The following is an 18,036-nucleotide window of genomic DNA, read 5'->3' as shown; positions in this document are numbered from 1 at the left end:
GGCCTGTCCAAGGAGGAGAGCCATGCCCGCATCCACCACATACGACCTGCCGATCTCCGGCATGACCTGCGCCAGCTGTGCTGGCCGGGTCGAGCGCGCCCTGCGCAAGGTCACCGGCGCTGAACAGGTCAGCGTAAACCTCACCACTGAAAAAGCCCGGGTTGTAGCCCCGCCTGCCAGCCTGCCAGCCTTGGTCGAAGCCGTGCGCGAGGCCGGCTACGGGGTACCAACCCGCACCCTCGAACTGCAGATAGGCGGTATGACCTGCGCCAGTTGTGTCGGCCGCGTAGAGCGCGCCCTGGGCAAATTGCCGGGGGTCGAGCAGGTCAGCGTCAACTTGGCCAGCGAACGCGCACACCTCGAAGTGCTTGCGGCCCTGGATGACAACCTGCTGATCGACGCTGTGCAAAAGGCAGGCTACAGCGCCAGCCTGCCACAGTCGACCAAGGACGACCAAAGCGCTGTCCAGCGACGCCTGCGCAACGAGCGCCTGGCAGTCGGCGCAGCCTTGCTGTTGGCCCTGCCGCTGGTATTACCCATGCTGGTGCAACCGTTCGGCTTGCACTGGATGCTACCCGCCTGGGCGCAGTTCCTGCTGGCCACACCCGTGCAGTTCATTCTCGGTGCCCGCTTCTACATTGCAGCCTGGAAGGCCGTGCGCGCCGGTGCCGGCAACATGGACCTGCTGGTGGCCCTGGGCACCAGCGCTGGCTATGGCCTGAGCCTGTACCAATGGGCACAGGCTCCCGCCGGCATGGCCCCGCACCTGTACTTCGAAGCCTCAGCCGTGGTGATTGCCCTGGTATTGCTGGGCAAGTACCTGGAAAGCCGCGCCAAACGCCAGACCGCCAGTGCCATCCGAGCCCTCGAAGCCCTGCGCCCGGAACGCGCCCTGCGCGTGGTCGACGGCGTGGAAGAGGACGTGGCCATCGCCCAGTTGCGCTTGGGCGACCTGGTACTGGTCAAGCCCGGCGAGCGCTTCCCGGTCGACGGCGTGGTCGAAGACGGCAGCAGCCACGCCGATGAGGCCCTGATCAGCGGCGAGAGCCTGCCAGTGCCCAAGCAACCCGGTGACAGCGTCACCGGTGGCGCCATCAATGGCGAAGGCCGGCTGCTGGTGCGTACCCAGGCGCTGGGCACCGAGACCGTGCTGGCGCGCATCATCCGCCTGGTGGAAGACGCACAGGCCGCCAAAGCGCCGATCCAGAAGCTGGTCGACCGTGTCAGCCAGGTGTTCGTCCCCGCTGTGCTGGTACTGGCCCTGATCACCCTGACTGGCTGGTGGCTGGCTGGGATACCGCTGGAAACCGCGCTGATCAACGCCGTCGCCGTGCTGGTCATTGCCTGCCCCTGCGCCCTCGGCCTGGCCACGCCCGCCGCGATCATGGCCGGCACCGGGGTCGCCGCCCGCCACGGCATCCTGATCAAGGATGCCGAAGCCCTGGAGCGTGCCCATGCGGTCAACCGCGTAGTCTTCGACAAAACCGGCACCCTCACCTCCGGCAGCCCGCGGGTGGTTCACAGCCAGGCGCTGGACGGCAACAGTGCCGACCTGCACCGCCTGGCCGGCGCCCTGCAACGCGGGAGTGAACACCCGCTGGCCAAGGCGGTACTGGTGGCCTGTGCAGAGCAAGGGTTGGACGTGCCAACCGTTGCCGACAGCCAGTCGCTGACCGGGCGCGGCATTGCCGGTCGCGTTGAAGGCCGTGAACTGGCGCTGGGCAACCGCCGACTGCTTGACGAAAGCGGCCTGCAGCCCGGCGAATTGGCCGCCCAGGCCCAGGCCTGGGAAGCCGAAGGGCGCACACTGTCGTGGTTGATCGAACGCGGCACGCAAGCAAGAGTGGTGGGCCTGTTCGCCTTTGGTGACAGCCTCAAGCCCGGCGCCGCGCAGGCCATCGCCACCCTGCACGCCCAACACATCAGCAGCCACCTGCTGACCGGTGACAACCGTGGCAGCGCCAGAGTGGTTGCCGAGGCCCTGGGCATCGACGATGTGCATGCCGAAGTGCTACCGGCCGACAAGGCCGCAACCGTGGCCGCGCTCAAGCAGGAGGGTGTGGTCGCCATGGTTGGCGATGGCATCAACGATGCACCGGCGCTGGCCGCCGCCGATATCGGCATTGCCATGGGTGGCGGTACCGACGTGGCCATGCAGGCCGCGGGCATCACCCTGATGCGTGGCGACCCGCGCCTGGTGCCCGCTGCGCTGGAAATCAGCCGCAAGACCTACGCGAAAATCCGCCAGAACCTGTTCTGGGCATTCATCTACAACCTGATCGGCATCCCGCTGGCCGCGCTGGGTTACCTCAACCCGGTACTGGCGGGTGCCGCCATGGCCCTGTCCAGCGTCAGCGTCGTCAGCAACGCACTGTGGCTCAAAACGTGGAAACCCACCAGCAGTACCCAGGAGGCGCCATGAATATCGGTCAGGCCGCCCGCCGCAGCGGGCTCAGCACCAAGATGATCCGTTACTACGAATCCATCGGCCTGCTCAAACCGGCCACACGCAGCGACAGCGGCTACCGCCTGTACCAGGCGGAGGACTTGCACAACCTGGCCTTCATCAAACGCTCCCGCGATCTGGGCTTTTCCCTTGAGGAGGTCGGCAAGTTACTGACCTTGTGGCAGGACCGCCAACGTGCGAGCGCCGATGTGAAGGCGCTGGCCATGCAGCACATCGATGAACTGAACCGGCGCATCGAGGAACTGGTGAGCCTGCGCGACACCCTCGGCGAACTGGTTTCGCATTGCCAGGGCGACGACCGCCCGGACTGCCCGATCCTCAAAGACCTGGCCAATGGCGCTCCTGGCAACTGCTGTCACTGAGCTGCCACGAGCTTTTGGTATGCCATAAATGTCCAAACACGACCGAATAGTCACCAACCACGACTTTATCCAATAAATACAGGCGTTTTGGCTTCATTAAACCCGGATGCTGCCGATGTAGTTGCTACCTGCCTCGTGTGTCAAAAATAAAAGTTCCGGGAGCGTCGATGAACATCAAACAGAAACTGACCTGGGCATTCGCGGTCATCGCCGGCTTGCCCATCGTTCTCGTGGCCACCTTGGTGGTCATCAACCTGCGCGGCGAAGCCCGCGATGGATTCCTCGACAGCAGCAGCCGGGAAATCCGCCAGGTCAGCAACGCGATGAACATCTTCTTCCAGGGGATCAACCAGAACGTCGAGTACATGGCTTCCCAGCCAATGGTCGCCGCCACGGGTAGCGAGCTGAACAAATACATGAGCGCAACCCCGTCCTACGAACTGGGCGAGCAGGCCAGCAAAATACTCGACTTCATGACCCGCCTGGCCAACTCACATCCCGCCTACGCCTACCTGTCCTACGGGGTGAGTGACGGCGGCTACACTGGCTGGCCGGCCGGCCAGAAGTTTGTCAATTATGACCCACGCACGCGCCCCTGGTACCAACTTGCCATGGCCAACCCTGGCAAGACGTTGCGCACCGGCGCCTACTACTGGGCCGCCGACGATGCGGTGCTGGTCAGCACCGTGCGCACCGTGGCCAACCAGCTGGGCAACCCCGGCGGCGTGGTCAACATCGACGTGTCGCTCAAAGGCCTGACCGAGATCGTCAAGCAGATCAAACTGGGCGAAAGCGGCTACCTGATGCTGGTGGAAAGCAACGGCAACGTGATGGTCGACCCACGCGACGCCGCCCACAACTTCAAGCAGCTGGGAAGCTTTGGCGACGGTTACGCCAAGCTGGCCAAAGCCGGCAAAGGCCTGGTCGAGGTCGAACTCAATGGCGTGCACTACATGGCCAACGTCTACCCCGACCAGCAACTGGGCTGGACCTTCATCGGCCTGATCGAACAAAGCGAAGTGATGCAGACCACCACCCGGCTCACTTGGCTGATCGGCGTCATCGCTGTCGTGTTGGCCGCACTGTTCGCGGTGGTCGGTGCGGCCTTTGCCAAGCTGATCGTGCGCCCGATCAACAGTGTCACCAATGGCCTGGAAGACATTGCCCAAGGTGAGGGTGACCTGACCCGCAACCTGGAAATCCGCGGCCGCGACGAAACCGCCCAACTGGCCAGCTGGTTCAACCAGTTCCTCGGTGCCATTCGCAGCCTGATCCAGCATATCGGCGCTGCTGCCAGCAAGATCCTCAGCACGTCCAGCAGCTCGACCCGCGTCTCCAGCGACATGGCCGAGGCGGCCGGCCGCCAGCGCGAAGCCGTGGACATGGTTTCCACTGCTTTCCACGAAATGGTCGCCACCGCCAATGAAGTGGCACGCTCCTGCAGCCAGGCGGCGCAGTCGGCCGACAGCGGCCAGCAGCAGGCCCGCGAAGGCCAGCAGCAGATCGATGCGGCGGTACACAGCGTTGATCGCCTGAGCCAGGAAATCGAGCAATCGGCGCAGTCGATCCAGCAGCTGGAGCGTGACAGCAACGCCATTCAGTCGATCCTCGGCACCATCCGTTCGATTGCCGAACAAACCAACCTGCTGGCCCTCAACGCCGCCATCGAGGCGGCCCGTGCCGGTGAGCAGGGCCGTGGCTTTGCCGTGGTGGCCGACGAAGTGCGGGCGCTGGCCAAGCGTACTGCCGACTCCACCGCCGAAATCGACGGTTTGCTGGGCAACCTGGCCAGCCGTACCGCCGAAGTGGCCGAGCAGATGCACGCCAGCCTGGAAGTTTCGCAGCAGTCGGTGAGCCGTATTGGCCTGGCCCGCGACAGCTTCGGGCAGATCCGTGAGTCGGTGGACGTCATCCGCGACATGAATACCCAAATTGCTACGGCGGCCGAAGAACAGCATCAGGTGGCCGAGGACATCAACCGGCACATCAGCCAGATTCACGGGGATGCGCAGTTGGTGGCCGAGCTGGCCCAGGCAGCGCGCCAGGACTCCGAGAGCCTGGCCGGGCTGTCCAATGAGCTGGATACGCTGGTGCGCAGGTTCCGCACCTGATGTATGTGCCTGTGCCGGCCCTTTCGCGGCTAACCCCGCGAAAGGGCCGGCACAGGCCACCGAAAATCAGAGCTTCAATTCCCCCGGTGTCGCGCCGAACAGCTGCTTGAACGCCGCAATGTAGGCCGACGTGGAGTCATACCCACACCCCAGCGCCGCCTCGGTCACATTCTCCCCCGCCTCCAGCAACGCCAGCGAAGACAACAGCCGCATGCGCTGGCGCCAATTACGAAAGCTCAACCCGGTTTCCCGTTGAAACAGCCGCATCAGCGTCTTCTCCGAACACCCCAGCTCCCGCGCCCATTGCTGCAAGGTCTGCGACTGATCTGGTGCAGCGATCAAGCCATTGCACAGCGCCAGCAAACCAGGGTGGCGGGGCAACGGCAGCGAAAAACCGACTTCCGGCAAGGTGCGCAACTGGTCGAGCAGCACCGCCACCAGACGCGCCTCGGCGCTGTCGTCTTCTGGGTAATCCGCCGGGAACAGGCAGAACTGCTTGATCAGCTCGCGCGCCAGCGGCGTCACTTCCAGAACCCGGCATTGTTCCGGCGCCCATGGGCAGGCATCGCGGCGCACATACAGGCTGCGCATCTCGGCTTGCATCGAGGTGACCACTTCATGCTCGGCATCGGCAGGGATCCATACCCCCCACTGCGGAGGGGCAAAGTAACTGCCGTCGCGTGTGTACACGCCGAGTACGCCGCTGATGGCATAGGAGAACTGTACCCAGTCGTGCTGGTGGCGAGTGGTCCAGGAGCCGGCGCCAAGGCTTTCGGCACGGGCGTAGAGCGGTCTGGGCAGGTGTTCCAGCGCGGGGATAGCGCGGGGGTGTCCGATGATCGGCATGGTTTCTTCTTTTAGTTCTGACCAGACAAGCCTAACAGCTGGATCATGATCAAGGCACTCGCCGCCTCTGCAGTTACCCTGGAGGGGCTTCAGCGCTCGACGATAACGGTCACCCCCTGCCCGCCTGCCGCACAGATCGAAATCAGCCCGCGCCCCTTACCCGCCGTCGCCAGCAGCTTGGCCAGGCAGGCCAATATCCGCCCACCGGTTGCCGCAAACGGGTGCCCGGCCGCCAGCGAACTGCCCTTGACATTGAGTTTGCTGCGGTCGATCGCGCCAAGCGGCGCCTCCAGGCCCAACCGTTCACGGCAGTAATCGGCATCCTCCCAGGCCTTGAGCGTGCACAGCACCTGGGCAGCAAAGGCTTCGTGGATTTCGTAGTAGTCAAAGTCCTGAAGCGTCAGGCCATTGCGTGCCAGCAAGCGCGGCACGGCATACACCGGCGCCATCAATAACCCTTCGCGCCCCGTGACAAAATCCACCGCAGCCGTTTCGCCATCGACCAGATAGGCAAGCACCTGCAACCCCTGCTGCTGCGCCCACGCCTCGCTGCCCAACAGCACCAGCGAAGCACCATCGGTCAACGGCGTGGAATTACCCGCCGTCAATGTGCCTTGCCCGCTGCGGTCAAAGGCTGGTTTGAGCCTGGCCAACTGCTCAAGGCTCAGGTCGGGGCGCAGGTTGTTGTCCTGTGTCAGCGAAAGAAACGGCGTCAACAGGTCGTCCTGCCACCCCTCGGCATAGGCCGCTGCCAGCTTCTGGTGGCTGAGCAGCGCCAGTTCGTCCTGCTCGGCGCGGCCAACGCGCCAGGTGTGGGCCATGCGCTCGCAATGCTCGCCCATCGACAACCCGGTGCGCGGCTCGCTATTGCGTGGTAGTTCGGGTTTCAGGTGATGAGGCCGCAGCTTGAGGAAGGGCTTTAACCGTTCGCCAAGGCTTTTGCCACGGTTGGCCTGCAGCAATATATGGCGCAAGCCTTCGTTGACGGCGATGGGCGCATCGGAGGTGCTATCGACACCGCCAGCAATACCGCAGTCGATCTGCCCCAGGGCAATCTTGTTGGCCACCAGCAGCGCAGCCTCCAGCCCGGTACCGCAGGCCTGCTGAATGTCATAGGCCGGGGTCTGCGGTGACAGGCGCGAACCCAACACGCACTCGCGGGTCAGGTTCATGTCGCGCGAGTGCTTGAGCACGGCACCGGCCACCACCTCGCCCAACCGCAGCCCGTGCAGGCAATAGCGTTCGATCAAGCCTTCAAGCGCGGCCGTGAGCATCGCCTGGTTGCTGGCCGTGGCGTAGGCGCCATTGGAGCGGGCGAAGGGGATCCGGTTGCCGCCCAGGATCGCGACCCGGCGAGTTGAACGCATGCGCTGGTTCCTCCTGAAACAATTTGATCGGTACAGCCTAGGTGTTTTTACCGCATTCGAACGACCCTGCCGCAAAGTTGGTCCACACTTTCAAGCTTGCCTTTCGGGAGACCCCTCATGAGCGATCGCTACCTCGGTTTTGCCAACTCCAATCTCGGCCGCCGCCTCGTGGATGCCCTTGGCCTGCCACGCCCGGCGCCACTGGAGCGCTGGCAGGCTGGCCGCCTGCGCCCGGTAGAAGGTGCCCTGGTACTGGGTGGCGGGCCACTGGCGAAGCAGGTCGAAGCCATCGCCCCGCGCCTCACTGACGAGGTATACAGCTTCAATGCCGACAACCTGCAGGCTGAAGCCTGGGTGGCCGGCCTGGGGCCGAAAATCAAGGCCGTGGTATTCGATGCCAGTCACTTGTCCGACAGCGATGCACTGAAGCAGTTGCGTGAATTTTTCCAGCCGCTGCTACGCAGTCTGGCCCCATGCGCCCATGTACTGGTGCTGGGCCGTGCACCGGAAGGCCTCGACAACCCACTGGCCAGCGTTGCACAGCGTGCCCTTGAGGGCTTCAGCCGCTCACTGGCCAAGGAACTGCGCAACGGCGCCACTGCCCAGCTGTTGTATGTCGCCCCCGGTGCCGAAGATCAGCTGGAAGGCGCCCTGCGCTTCTTCCTCTCGCCAAAGAGTGCCTTCATCTCTGGCCAGGTTCTGCGCCTGCAAGCCTGCACCAGCCAGGTGGAAGACTGGACCCGCCCACTGGGCGGTCGCCGTGCGCTGGTCACGGGGGCTGCGCGCGGTATCGGCGCCGCCATTGCGGAAACCTTGGCACGGGACGGCGCCGATGTACTGCTGCTGGATGTACCGCAGGCCAGCCAGGACCTAGACGCCCTCGCTGCACGCCTCGGCGGCAAGGCACTGCCACTGGATATATGCGCTGGCGATGCGGCAACGCAACTGCTCGCGGCCCTGCCCGACGGCATCGATATTGTGGTGCACAACGCCGGTATCACTCGCGACAAGACGCTGGCCAACATGACTCCGGAATACTGGGACGCCGTGCTGGCCGTGAACCTCAAGGCACCGCAGGTGCTCACCCAGGCGCTGTATGACAATGGCGCGCTGGGGGAAAACGCGCGCATCACCCTGCTGGCCTCGGTCAGCGGCATTGCCGGCAACCGCGGGCAGGCCAACTATGCCGCGAGCAAGGCCGGGCTGATTGGCCTGGCCCAGGCCTGGGCGCCACGGCTCGCCGAGCGCGGTGGCAGCATCAACGCCATCGCCCCCGGTTTCATCGAAACCCACATGACTGCAGCCATGCCCATGGGCCTGCGCGAGGCAGGGCGGCGCTTGAGTTCGTTGGGCCAGGGTGGGCGCCCGCAGGACGTCGCCGAAGCCATTGCGTGGCTCAGCCAGCCAGGCTCCGGGTCGGTCAACGGCCAGGTGCTGCGGGTGTGCGGTCAGGCACTGATGGGAGCTTGAGCATGAGCCGACAATGGCACGATCTGCACAACCCGGCCGCCCGCGCCAGCCTGTACCTGCGCGCAGCCAGCAAACGGACCATCAGCGGCGACCGGCTGCCGGACGATGGCCTGCGCTGTTTCATTCGGGTTCAGCCGGGCAACCTGGGGGCGTATCGAAGGCTTTGCCACTTTCCCGATGATGGTCGCCTGCCGGGGACTTATCCACATGTGATGGCGTTTGCCCTGCAATTGCAGTTGATGACTGCCGATGATTTCCCCTTCCCGCTGCTTGGCCTGGTACACCTGCACAACCGCATCGAAGTGCTGCGCCCCCTTGGTGCTGTCGAAGGGCTGCGTTTTGCGGTGCACGCGCATAACCTGCAGCGCCATGCCAAAGGTGGCACCTTCGACCTGGTCACCGAGGCTGAAGATGGCATCGGCCTGCTCTGGCGCGAGACCAGCCGCATGTTGGTGCGTGGCTTGGCGCTGGAAGGCGAGGCAAGTGAGCCCGCCGACACTGAGCCTGATCCACTGCCCGAGGCCACCCGCTGGTATGCCGACAGTGATATCGGCCGGCGTTATGCCAAGGTGTGCGGGGATTACAACCCTATCCACCTCAGCGCGGTCAGTGCGCGGTTGTTCGGCTTCCCAAGGGCCATTGCCCATGGCATGTGGACCAAGGCCATTGCCTTGGCCGCGCTGCGCGGGCACCTGCCGCACAGTGGCTATGCCTTTGAGGTGGACTTCCGCAAGCCGGTAAGGTTGCCTTCGGAGGTGGTGCTCAGTGCCAGTGAAGCGGGCCCTTCGGGCCAACTGCGCCTGGATGGGCACGGGGGCGTGCTGCATATGGTCGGCCGTTGGGAGTGCCTGTAGGCCGGGCCTGTCCTGGCGGTATACGCTTGCTTTGCATCGGGCCTGGGCAGAAGCTATGCAGCAATAGGAGACCCCCGATGAACCTGCAAGAAATCACCCAACGCCTGCATCAGATCCGCGATACCAACGACTGGCGCGGCTTCCACAGCCCGAAGAACCTGGCCATGGCCGCCAGCGTCGAAATGGCCGAGCTGGTAGAAATCTTCCAGTGGCTGAGCGAGGACGAATCGCGCCAGCTGCCTGCCGACAAACTGGCCCACGCCGGCCAGGAAGTCGGTGACGTGGTGCTCTACCTGTTGCTGCTGTGCAGCGAACTGGGTCTGGACATGGACCAGGTGGTGCGTGCCAAGCTGGCCGACAGCGAGAGGCGCTTCGCCCGATGAACGACCGTCATTTCGATGAGCTGGCCACCCGCTTTGCCGAAAAGATCTATGGCGGCGCCAAAGGTGCGATCCGCTTGGCCGTGCTGCAGGCCGACCTGGCCGAAGCGCTACCCGACCGCCCGCTACGCATCCTCGACATCGGCGCCGGGTTGGGCCACATGGCCTTGTGGCTGGCCGAGCGCGGCCACCAGCTGACCCTGGCCGAACCCGCGGCGCCCATGCTCGACGGCGCCAGAGCACGCTTTGCCGAAGCCGGCCAGACCGCGACTTTCATCCAGGCGCCCTGGCAAGACCTGCTCGGCCAACTGACCGAGCGCTACGACCTGGTGCTCTGCCACGCCGTGCTCGAATGGCTGGCCGAACCCGAGAGCATCCTGCCGGTGCTGCACCAGCTCACGGCCCCCGGCGGTTGGTTATCGCTGGCCTTCTACAACCGCGACGCCCTGGTCTATCGCAACCTGCTCAAGGGCCATTTCCGCAAGTTGCGCAGCAACCGGCTGGAAGGTGAAAAGCAGAGCCTGACCCCACAGAAACCGCTTGATCCACGCGAACTCAAAGCGCAACTTGAGCCTATGTGGCAGGTTGAAAGCGAAAGCGGCGTGCGGGTGTTTCACGACTATATGCCCAAGGAATTCCAGGGCAAGGCCGAGCTGCTCGACCTGCTGGAAATGGAACTGGCCCACCGTCGCCACCCCAGCTTCGCCGGGCTTGGCCGCTACCTGCACTGGGTTTGCCGCCCCCGCTAATCCGCCGCGCCGGGAGGAACACATGCCGTACCGTTTGTTGTGCCTGGCCCTGCTGCCCATTGCCCTGGCTGGCTGCCAGGGCAGCAACCCGTATGTGGCCAGCAGCCGCCCGTTACCACCGGCCCCTGCCCAGGCGGCCATCACCTTCGACGCCAGTGCCTACCCAGCGCCCGTTCGCGATTACGGGCACTACCGCAGCTGGAGCTGGCGCAACGGGCAGTTGCCCAGCGGCGCTGTGGGTGCCGACCCGGCGCAACTGGCCGATGCGGTGAGCGGCGCGCTCGACCAGCATGGCCTGCGCCCCTCTCGCGCAGGCCCTGGCGATTTGCTGGTAAGCGCCGGTATACGCCTGGAAAAACGCTTGCGCCAGGTGCGTGACTACGACAGCTACGACCCCTACTACGGGCCGTACCCTTATGGTGGTGTGGGCTATGGCGGCTATCACCATGGTTATGGGGGCTATGCCAGCGTGCCCATCGTGCGTACCTACGAGGTCGAAGTCCTGGTGGTGCGCATCGACCTGTACGACGCCCGCAGCGGCCAGCCGGTCTGGAGCGCCAGCGCCGAAAGCAGCAGCAACAAGGACTCGCCCCGCGAGCGCGAAAGTGCCTTGCGCGATTCTGTGCACAAGGCGCTCAGCGGCTATCCTCCCAGTTAATAGCTAACGGAGAACCATCATGTTGCGCCGTCTCGTTCTACTGTCATTCGCGTTGTTGCTCGCTGCCTGCTCGAGCAACAACGTCCAGCAGGATTTCGATGCCAGCCGCGATTTTGCCGCCTACCGTAGCTGGGCATGGCAGGAGCCGGGCCTGCAGTACCGCCCGGATGACCCACGGATCAAGAGCGACCTTACCGAGCAGCGCATTCGCCAGGCGGTGGCAGACCAACTCGACCAGCGCGGCCTGCGTCCTGTACAAGGCGGAGCGCGGCCGGACCTGACCGTACGCACGTACCTGATCGTGGAACAGCGCCAACAACAGATCACCACCAACTACGGCGGTGGCTGGGGTGGCTACTGGGGCGGCTACTGGGGTGGCCCGATGTACAACGAAACCCGCAGTGTCGACTACAAGGTCGCCACCATTCAGGTCGACCTGTTCGATGGGCGTGACGGCAAGCTGGTATGGCGCGGCAGTGCCGAGCAGATCATGAACAACTACCCGCCAAGCCCGGAAGAACGTAACAGCGCTATCCAGAATACCGTGGCCAAGGTGCTGGGCAACTACCCACCGGGGAGCAAAAAATAGCGCTAGAACGCGGCTTTTGCATACGCCGTGGCACTGTGGGAGCGGCTGAACCCGCGCCCACAGAGATCGCGATTCCAAGTACGACTGCAACCCCTGCCAGGCCTGTGTCAGCTGCGACAAAATCCGTTTCGACAGCGCCTTTTTCTATTGCCAACTGCACTCCCCCGCATGTTCCCGTCTATCTTCATTTAAGGAAACCTGACTGACCGGGTAGATGTGTTCAACATTTGGGAAAGGCGACCTGCCAATGCAAAGCATTGTTCTCCTGCTGTGGCTTGCCTTGTGCTCCGAACAGGATGTGCGTCAACGCCAGATCTCCAACGTGCTGACCCTGGGGGTGGCGAGCTGCGCCTTGGCCTGGCTGTTCAGCACTGGTCACAGCTGGATAGGCGCCGATGCCAGCGATGCCGGCTGGGCGCTGGCCATCGTCATGCTGCTGACCTTGCCAGGCTACATGCTCGGCCGCTTCGGTGCCGACGACGTCAAGCTGATGGGCGCCCTGGCCCTGGCCACCAGCCCGCAGTATGTGCTCGGCACCTTCATTGGCGCGGGTGTCAGTGTGCTGGTCTGGCTACTGACACGCCGGCGTCTGTGGACGCTGCTCAACCCCAAAGTGAAAAAACGTTTGCAGGAACTGACCGAGGAAATGGGTGATAAGCAGGCATTTGTCCCCTATGTGTTATCAGGTTTTCTTCTGACGGCCGTATGGATCCAATAAGCCTTCCAGTGGTCCGATGACTTGTACACACCTTGTACATTTTCGCCTGGTGCGACTACTTTTAAGCTGTCAGAGCGTCTGGCACGGGAGCAGGGCCGTATAAGAACAGGGAGTTGATCGTGTCCAGATCAGTGAGTGAAGTGAAGGTGTTGGTGGTTGATGACCAACCGGTCATTGTCGAGCAACTGAGTGAATTCCTCGAAACCAAGGGCTATGCCTGCGTTACAGCCCTCTCAACCGACGAAGCCATTGAGCACTATGTGGCAGACCCGACTATTGGCTTGCTCATCTGTGACCTGCACATGCCAGATCGGGATGGCATCGAGCTGGTACGCGCATTGAAGGAGATCAACGGTAGCCAGCGCATGTTCGAAGCCATCATGTTGACTGGGCGTGCCGAGAAGCAGGACTTGATCCGGGCGCTACGCGAAGGTTTCGCCGATTACTACCAGAAGCCGATGGACCTCGATGAACTGCTGGAAGGCGTCCGCCGGCAGGAAGAGGCCTTGCTGGAGCGCCAGCGCAACATTCGCGATCTGGGTGGCTTGAACCAGCGCTTGCAGGAACTGGCCGAGTCGGTGGACGAACTGTATCAGGACCTGGAAAAAGCCCGTGGCCAAGGTGCCCACCGGCGTGCCAGTGATGCAGAAGAAAGCGAAAGCGAGCTACCGGCAGCGTTCGAGAAACTGTCACCACGCCAGCTGGAAGTGGCGCGCCTGGTAGGCAAGGGCAAGACCAATTACCAGATCGCCTGCGAACTGGGCATTACCGAAAACACCGTGAAGCTCTATGTGTCTCAGGTATTGCGTTTGACGCATATGCACAACCGCACCCAACTGGCTCTTGCGCTGACCCCCAGCTCGTCGCCCGTGCACCAGCGGTTCACGACCCATTGAGTGAAGGCGCGGCACACCATTTTGGAGCAGCCCCGCGCTGCGAAACGCTGCTCCGGCAAGCCCATATTTGCCTGCTACAACTGAATTGCCAGGTTCAATGTCAGCCGAGGCCCACGGTCCAGGCTATCCAGCGCCACATCCGCCAACGGCTTGGCCACTTCCAGCGCCACATTGAACATATGCCCAACCCCTAACCGCACACCCAGCGCCACCGAAGCCAGATGGGCGTCCTCCACCGGTCCCCGGTTATGCCAGGCCTGTGCGGTATCCACCACCGCATAGGGCTGAACCCGCGCAAGCCAGCTACTGCGCACGCTGTAGTTGAGCTCGTAAGCCACTCCCCAGCCCTTGTCACCGTCCGCCTGATCGCGCGGGTAACCGCGCCCGAAATTCTGCCCGCCAAACCCCGCACGCTCGCTGTCAGGCAATCGATCATCACTCCAGTACAACGCCCCGGACACCACCCCCTGCCAGTTATCCAACAGCCTGTCGCTCTGCAAACCGGAAAGCCGCAAGCGCAGGAAATCGAGATCGTAGTCAGCATCGCTGCGTGCTCCCAGGTAGTCCAGGCCCTGATAGACCCCGGCACTGACGATACGCAAACGCCCCTGCTCCACCTTGCGCCAGTCACCTTCGAATGCCAGCGCCCGCACATAGGTGTCGTACTTGCGAGACGGTGGCTGTTCGGCCATCCGGTTTTCACCATGCTCACTGACTGAATACACGTGGCCCTGCACCGCTAGCCACTCATTGGGCCTTACAACCACCGGCTGACGCAGGCCGATCGCATAGCGCTCACTGTCGTGCTTGCGGGTGATATCGCGGCCATCGTCCAAACGTATGCGCGTGCCGGGCTCGCTGCGGTAGCGCGACGCCGACAGCAGCAGTTGGCTTCCGGCGGCGTCCAGGTACTGGCTGTAATCGAGACGCTGGTAGTAGACCCGGTCATTGCCAGGGGGCAGCAGCCAGCTGGCCGTTACGCGTTCGCCATGGCGGGTCTGGGCATTGCTGGCTACGGTGATCAGGGCCTGTGCAGCATCACGGCTGGAGTCGGCCACGGTCACAGCGGCGCTGAGTGGCTTGCGCCGTGCATGCACGGTCAGCTGGGCGACACCATCGGCAGCACGCGCCATTGCCAATTCGGCCTCTACCACGACCCCTGGCATGCGCGTAGCCAGGCCCAGATAGCGCTCCAGCGTTTCGCGGGTCAGTGGGCGCTCGGTCTCAATGCGCGCCAGCAACTGCTGCAAATACTCATTGGCCGATCCGATATCGCCGTCCACGTGGTAATCACGTACGTAACCTTCGACCAGCACCACATTGACCCTGCCATCGGCCACATCCTGAGGCGGCAGGTAGGCATACGACAACAAGTAGCCCTCCTGCCGGTAGCGTTGGGTCAGGCGCTGGGTGTATTGCTGCAATTCACCCAACGTGGTTTCGCGCCCGATCAGCGGCTGATAGTGTTCGCGCAGGTCGCCCAAGGGGAACACCGTGCCGCCCTCGAAGCGCACTTTATGCAGCACCAGCCGGGTGTTGGCCGGGGCCCAGCTGGGATTGTCGATAGCCGCCCCTGCCAGCCGTATGCTGGGGCGCACAGAGGAGTAGTCCGTCATCGGCAGGTTGGCGCTGGGCAGACGCCGCTCGTATTCATGGCTGTCGAGAAACCCCGGCAACGGCTCGGCGTGGGCAGCAAGTGCCCAAAGCAGCAACATCAGGGGCACGAGCAGAGGACACATAGGGCACTCCATGTTCCCATGGGTTGCGGGGCACAAGCCGGCCACACCCGTCACTTGCAAGCGTAGGTGCTGGCCCGGCTGCCGTCGAACACCTACTCGCTGACCTGAAACGCCACCCGCGCCGTCTGACCGCTTTCGTCCAGCGCGCTGAGTTCGGCCTGCCCGACCTGTGGCAAACGCAGCAACAGGCTGTCCTGCCCTTGGGTTTCACCCAGCGGCTGGCCGTTGAGGAACCACCAGCGCCGTCCACCACCACCCAAGGCAGAGACCTGCAATTGCAGCGGCTCAGTGCTGGTGGCCGGGCGACGCAGATTGTCGCCTGGGCGCACACCGACGATCGACAGCGGTGGTGCACTGGCCGGCGCCTGCGGCGGGCAGGCCGGGTCGATGGCCGGCAATCGCGCCAGGCGCCGCTCGACACGGGGTAGCCACGGCTCCAGTGGCGCCGGCCACAGGGCGATGTCACGAGCCCTGGCGCCCGGGCAGCTACCATCGACCCGCAAGCCCTGCTCGTTGACCCACACTTTTTCACGCAAGCCCAGGCCCAGCGGCTGGTCGGCTGCCTGCAAGGTTGGCGGCGTGGTGCCGTCCAGGGTCCATGCAAAGCGCTGACGCCGACAGTTGGTGTCCTGCTTGCTCATCGGCTGGCCCAGCGGCCAACAGATCGCCGCAACACCGATATTCGCAGGTACCCGCTCTACAGGGACGCTGATGCCGCGTTGGCTGTCGCGATTGCTCAACAGATCGTGCACCTGCAACATCAGCGGCGCCGCCGACGCCAGGCCGAACTGCCCGGGTACCGGTGTACCGTCGGGGCGGCCAATCCATACGCCGATCAGGTAGCGCGGCCCCACGCCAATCGACCAGGCATCGCGAAAGCCGTAGCTGGTGCCGGTTTTCCAGGCCAGTTGCGGGCGCTGCACCAGTTCGGCGTGCGGGTCGCGGTCCGGGCGCGCCTGGCCACTGAGGATACGCCGGATGATCCACGCCGCCCCTGGCGACAGCAACCGGTGCTCCACCAAGGGGGCCTGTGGCTGCAAGCGCACCTGCGCACTGTTGCCCCCCCGCGCCAGCGCCGCGTAGCCGCCGACCAGGTCTTCCAGCCGGCTGCCGGCACCGCCCAGGATCAACGACAGGTTGGGCTCGGCAAGGGGCGGTAGTATCAGCGGCATGCCCGCCATGCGCAGTTGCGCGGCAAAGCGTTTCGGGCCGTAGGCTTCCAGCAATTGCACGGCGGGCAGGTTGAGCGACAGGGCCAGCGCCGAGCTGGCCGACACAGGCCCGCTGAAACCCATGGAGAAGTTGCCGGGGCGGTAGTCGCCGTAGCGTCGCGGAACATCCTGCAACAGCGATTCGGAATGGATCAGGCCATCGTCCAGCGCCATGCCGTAGAGAAAAGGCTTGAGGGTGGAACCGGGCGAACGTAGCGAGCGCACCATGTCGACATGGCCAAAGCGGCGCTCATCAGACAAATCTACCGAGCCCAGGTACGCGCGCACCGCCATGCTCTGCGCTTCAACCACCAGAATGGCGGCCGAGGTACGCTCGGGCAGCCGGGCGCGCCAGCCCAGCAGCAAGTCTTCGAGGCGCCGCTGAAGCGCAGCGTCAAGCGTGGTGCGGATCAGCGGCGGGCTGTCCGCGCGGTTCAGGCGCCGGGCCAGCAATGGCGCCAGGGCCGGTTCCTGCCGCGGCGCCAGCACCAGCGGCTCCTCGGCCGCCTCGCGGATTTGCTGGGCCGGCCATACCTGGTATTCAGCCAGGCGCTGCAGCACCTTGTCCCGGGCACGCTGGGCACGCTCGGGGTGGCGGTCCGGGCGCAGCCGGCTGGGTGCCTGGGGCAGCACGGCCAGCAATGCCGCTTCGGCAGGTGTCAGGTGCCGGGGGGACTTGCCCAGGTACGCCCAGCTGGCTGCCGCCACGCCCTGAAGCGTGCCGCCGAAAGGTGCGCGGTTCAGGTAGATCTGCAGGATGTCGCGCTTGGACAAGTGCCATTCCAGCTGCAACGTGCGCCAGAGCTGCCGCAGTTTACCGCCCAGGGTACGGTCGTGCGGGTCGAGCAGGCGTGCCACCTGCATCGACAGTGTGCTGCCGCCCGACACGACACGCCCGCTGCGCAGGTTCAGCCAGGCCGCACGGGCCAAGGCCAGCGGGTTGACCCCTGGGTGGTCGTAGAACCAACGGTCCTCGTAAGTCAGCAAGGCCTGCAGGTAAAGCGGCGAAACCTCTTCAGGGCTAACTGGGTAGCGCCACACGCCCTCAGCATCGGCAAATCGCCACAACGGCGTGCCGTCTTCGGCCAGCACTACCCGGGCCAGGTCATCACCCGGCAGCGGCAGCGGCCAGATACGATCAGCCAGCCACGACAGGCCGCCCAGCACCAGCAAACTGATCAATGCAGCACGCAACAACCTGCCCGCACGGCTGCGTGGTCGCGCTAAGCTTGGCATCGGGAACCGACCTGGCCAGGTAATGGCCAAAGGCTTTGGGACGACAACCTCGCCGAATTTTTCATCAGGAAGCAACTATGCATGTAGAAGGTTTTTTTGAGTGGCTGGGCCAGGCACTGGGGTCGTTGATCCGCTTCATCGTCGACGCATTGAGCGGGCTGTTCAACCTGCTGGCCAATGCCGGTGGCAACTTCATCGATGGTCTGTCGCGCACCTTGGGCATGGACACCTCGCTGCTGAGCATCCTGGCCCTGATCATCGGCCTGATGCTGCTGTACTCGGCAATCCGCGCATTCATGCGCGCCTCGATCATCCTCGGGATCATCTGGCTGGTGCTGGGGCTGTGGGTGATGAGCTGGGTGATTCACTGAACGCACAATGGC

General features: G+C 64.1%; 16 protein-coding genes and 1 pseudogene. 13 read left to right on the top strand and 4 right to left on the bottom strand.

All coding sequences use genetic code 11. The features are described from left to right. The first annotated feature begins 22 nt into the window (after nt 1-22). From ACF8EA_RS05675 to ACF8EA_RS05660, 4 genes and pseudogenes are all read left to right on the top strand, one after another. A complete protein-coding gene (locus ACF8EA_RS05675; RefSeq protein ID WP_392521259.1) occupies nt 23-2,422 on the top strand; it encodes a heavy metal translocating P-type ATPase in 2,400 nt (799 codons plus the stop codon). Further along, complete coding sequence (gene cueR / locus ACF8EA_RS05670) at nt 2,419-2,829, top strand: Cu(I)-responsive transcriptional regulator (RefSeq protein ID WP_021783982.1); 411 nt, start codon at nt 2,419-2,421, stop codon at nt 2,827-2,829. The genes ACF8EA_RS05675 and cueR overlap by 4 nt, the downstream gene beginning before the upstream one ends. A gap of 167 nt (nt 2,830-2,996) precedes the next feature. Beyond that, nucleotides 2,997-4,082, top strand: a pseudogene (locus ACF8EA_RS05665) (cache domain-containing protein); the annotation flags it as partial. 90 nt (nt 4,083-4,172) lie between these two features. After that, nucleotides 4,173-4,940 (top strand): methyl-accepting chemotaxis protein, encoded by a 768-nt coding sequence (locus ACF8EA_RS05660; RefSeq protein ID WP_370626959.1) that lies wholly within the window; start codon nt 4,173-4,175, stop codon nt 4,938-4,940. Between the two features lie 66 nt (nt 4,941-5,006). On the opposite strand, the gene ACF8EA_RS05655 is transcribed toward ACF8EA_RS05660, so the two are convergent. Next, on the bottom strand, nt 5,007-5,786 hold the full coding sequence (locus tag ACF8EA_RS05655; protein ID WP_021783980.1) for a helix-turn-helix transcriptional regulator: 780 nt from the start codon (nt 5,784-5,786) through the stop codon (nt 5,007-5,009). Between the two features lie 89 nt (nt 5,787-5,875). Next, nucleotides 5,876-7,153, bottom strand: coding sequence for an acetyl-CoA C-acetyltransferase (locus ACF8EA_RS05650; RefSeq protein WP_103443429.1), 1,278 nt, complete (start codon nt 7,151-7,153; stop codon nt 5,876-5,878). Nucleotides 7,154-7,270: 117 nt separating this feature from the next. On the opposite strand from ACF8EA_RS05650, the gene ACF8EA_RS05645 reads away from it, so the two are divergent. The 8 genes from ACF8EA_RS05645 (at nt 7,271) to ACF8EA_RS05610 (ending at nt 13,467) form a co-directional block, all read left to right on the top strand. Then, nucleotides 7,271-8,623: a 3-oxoacyl-ACP reductase gene (locus ACF8EA_RS05645; RefSeq protein WP_103443428.1), complete on the top strand. Its 1,353-nt coding sequence runs from the start codon at nt 7,271-7,273 to the stop codon at nt 8,621-8,623. Nucleotides 8,624-8,625: 2 nt separating this feature from the next. Then, the gene (locus ACF8EA_RS05640; RefSeq protein WP_274118820.1) at nt 8,626-9,477 is read left to right on the top strand and encodes a MaoC/PaaZ C-terminal domain-containing protein; all 852 of its coding nucleotides are present in this window, start codon (nt 8,626-8,628) and stop codon (nt 9,475-9,477) included. 77 nt (nt 9,478-9,554) lie between these two features. Further along, entirely contained in the window at nt 9,555-9,860 is a 306-nt protein-coding gene (locus tag ACF8EA_RS05635; RefSeq protein ID WP_176684399.1) for a MazG-like family protein, read from the top strand. Further along, nucleotides 9,857-10,606, top strand: coding sequence for a methyltransferase domain-containing protein (locus tag ACF8EA_RS05630; protein ID WP_021783975.1), 750 nt, complete (start codon nt 9,857-9,859; stop codon nt 10,604-10,606). The genes ACF8EA_RS05635 and ACF8EA_RS05630 overlap by 4 nt, the downstream gene beginning before the upstream one ends. 22 nt (nt 10,607-10,628) lie before the next feature. After that, nucleotides 10,629-11,264: a DUF4136 domain-containing protein gene (locus tag ACF8EA_RS05625; RefSeq protein WP_103443427.1), complete on the top strand. Its 636-nt coding sequence runs from the start codon at nt 10,629-10,631 to the stop codon at nt 11,262-11,264. A 19-nt stretch (nt 11,265-11,283) separates the two neighbouring features. Further along, nucleotides 11,284-11,853, top strand: a complete 570-nt coding sequence (locus ACF8EA_RS05620) for a DUF4136 domain-containing protein (RefSeq protein WP_021783973.1) — start codon at nt 11,284-11,286, stop codon at nt 11,851-11,853. A gap of 247 nt (nt 11,854-12,100) precedes the next feature. Further along, nucleotides 12,101-12,571 (top strand): prepilin peptidase, encoded by a 471-nt coding sequence (locus ACF8EA_RS05615; RefSeq protein WP_021783972.1) that lies wholly within the window; start codon nt 12,101-12,103, stop codon nt 12,569-12,571. 119 nt (nt 12,572-12,690) lie between these two features. After that, on the top strand, nt 12,691-13,467 hold the full coding sequence (locus tag ACF8EA_RS05610; RefSeq protein ID WP_021783971.1) for a response regulator transcription factor: 777 nt from the start codon (nt 12,691-12,693) through the stop codon (nt 13,465-13,467). 74 nt (nt 13,468-13,541) lie between these two features. Here the strand turns inward: ACF8EA_RS05610 and ACF8EA_RS05605 are convergent, their stop codons facing one another. Together ACF8EA_RS05605 and pbpC are read right to left on the bottom strand one after the other, a co-directional pair. Continuing rightward, entirely contained in the window at nt 13,542-15,206 is a 1,665-nt protein-coding gene (locus ACF8EA_RS05605; protein ID WP_392521258.1) for a ShlB/FhaC/HecB family hemolysin secretion/activation protein, read from the bottom strand. Between the two features lie 92 nt (nt 15,207-15,298). Beyond that, nucleotides 15,299-17,653 carry a peptidoglycan glycosyltransferase PbpC gene (pbpC, locus tag ACF8EA_RS05600; protein WP_392521257.1) on the bottom strand — a complete coding sequence of 785 codons (2,355 nt, stop codon included), beginning with the start codon at nt 17,651-17,653 and terminating at the stop codon, nt 15,299-15,301. A gap of 77 nt (nt 17,654-17,730) precedes the next feature. Between pbpC and ACF8EA_RS05595 the strand changes: the two genes are divergently transcribed. Then, a complete protein-coding gene (locus ACF8EA_RS05595) occupies nt 17,731-18,024 on the top strand; it encodes a hypothetical protein (protein ID WP_004577004.1) in 294 nt (97 codons plus the stop codon). The last annotated feature ends 12 nt before the right edge of the window (nt 18,025-18,036 follow it).

It is taken from the genome of Pseudomonas sp. YQ_5 (assembly GCF_043103305.1).
Lineage (GTDB): Bacteria > Pseudomonadota > Gammaproteobacteria > Pseudomonadales > Pseudomonadaceae > Aquipseudomonas > Aquipseudomonas putida_Y.
This window is presented reverse-complemented; position numbering and strand designations above follow the sequence as displayed.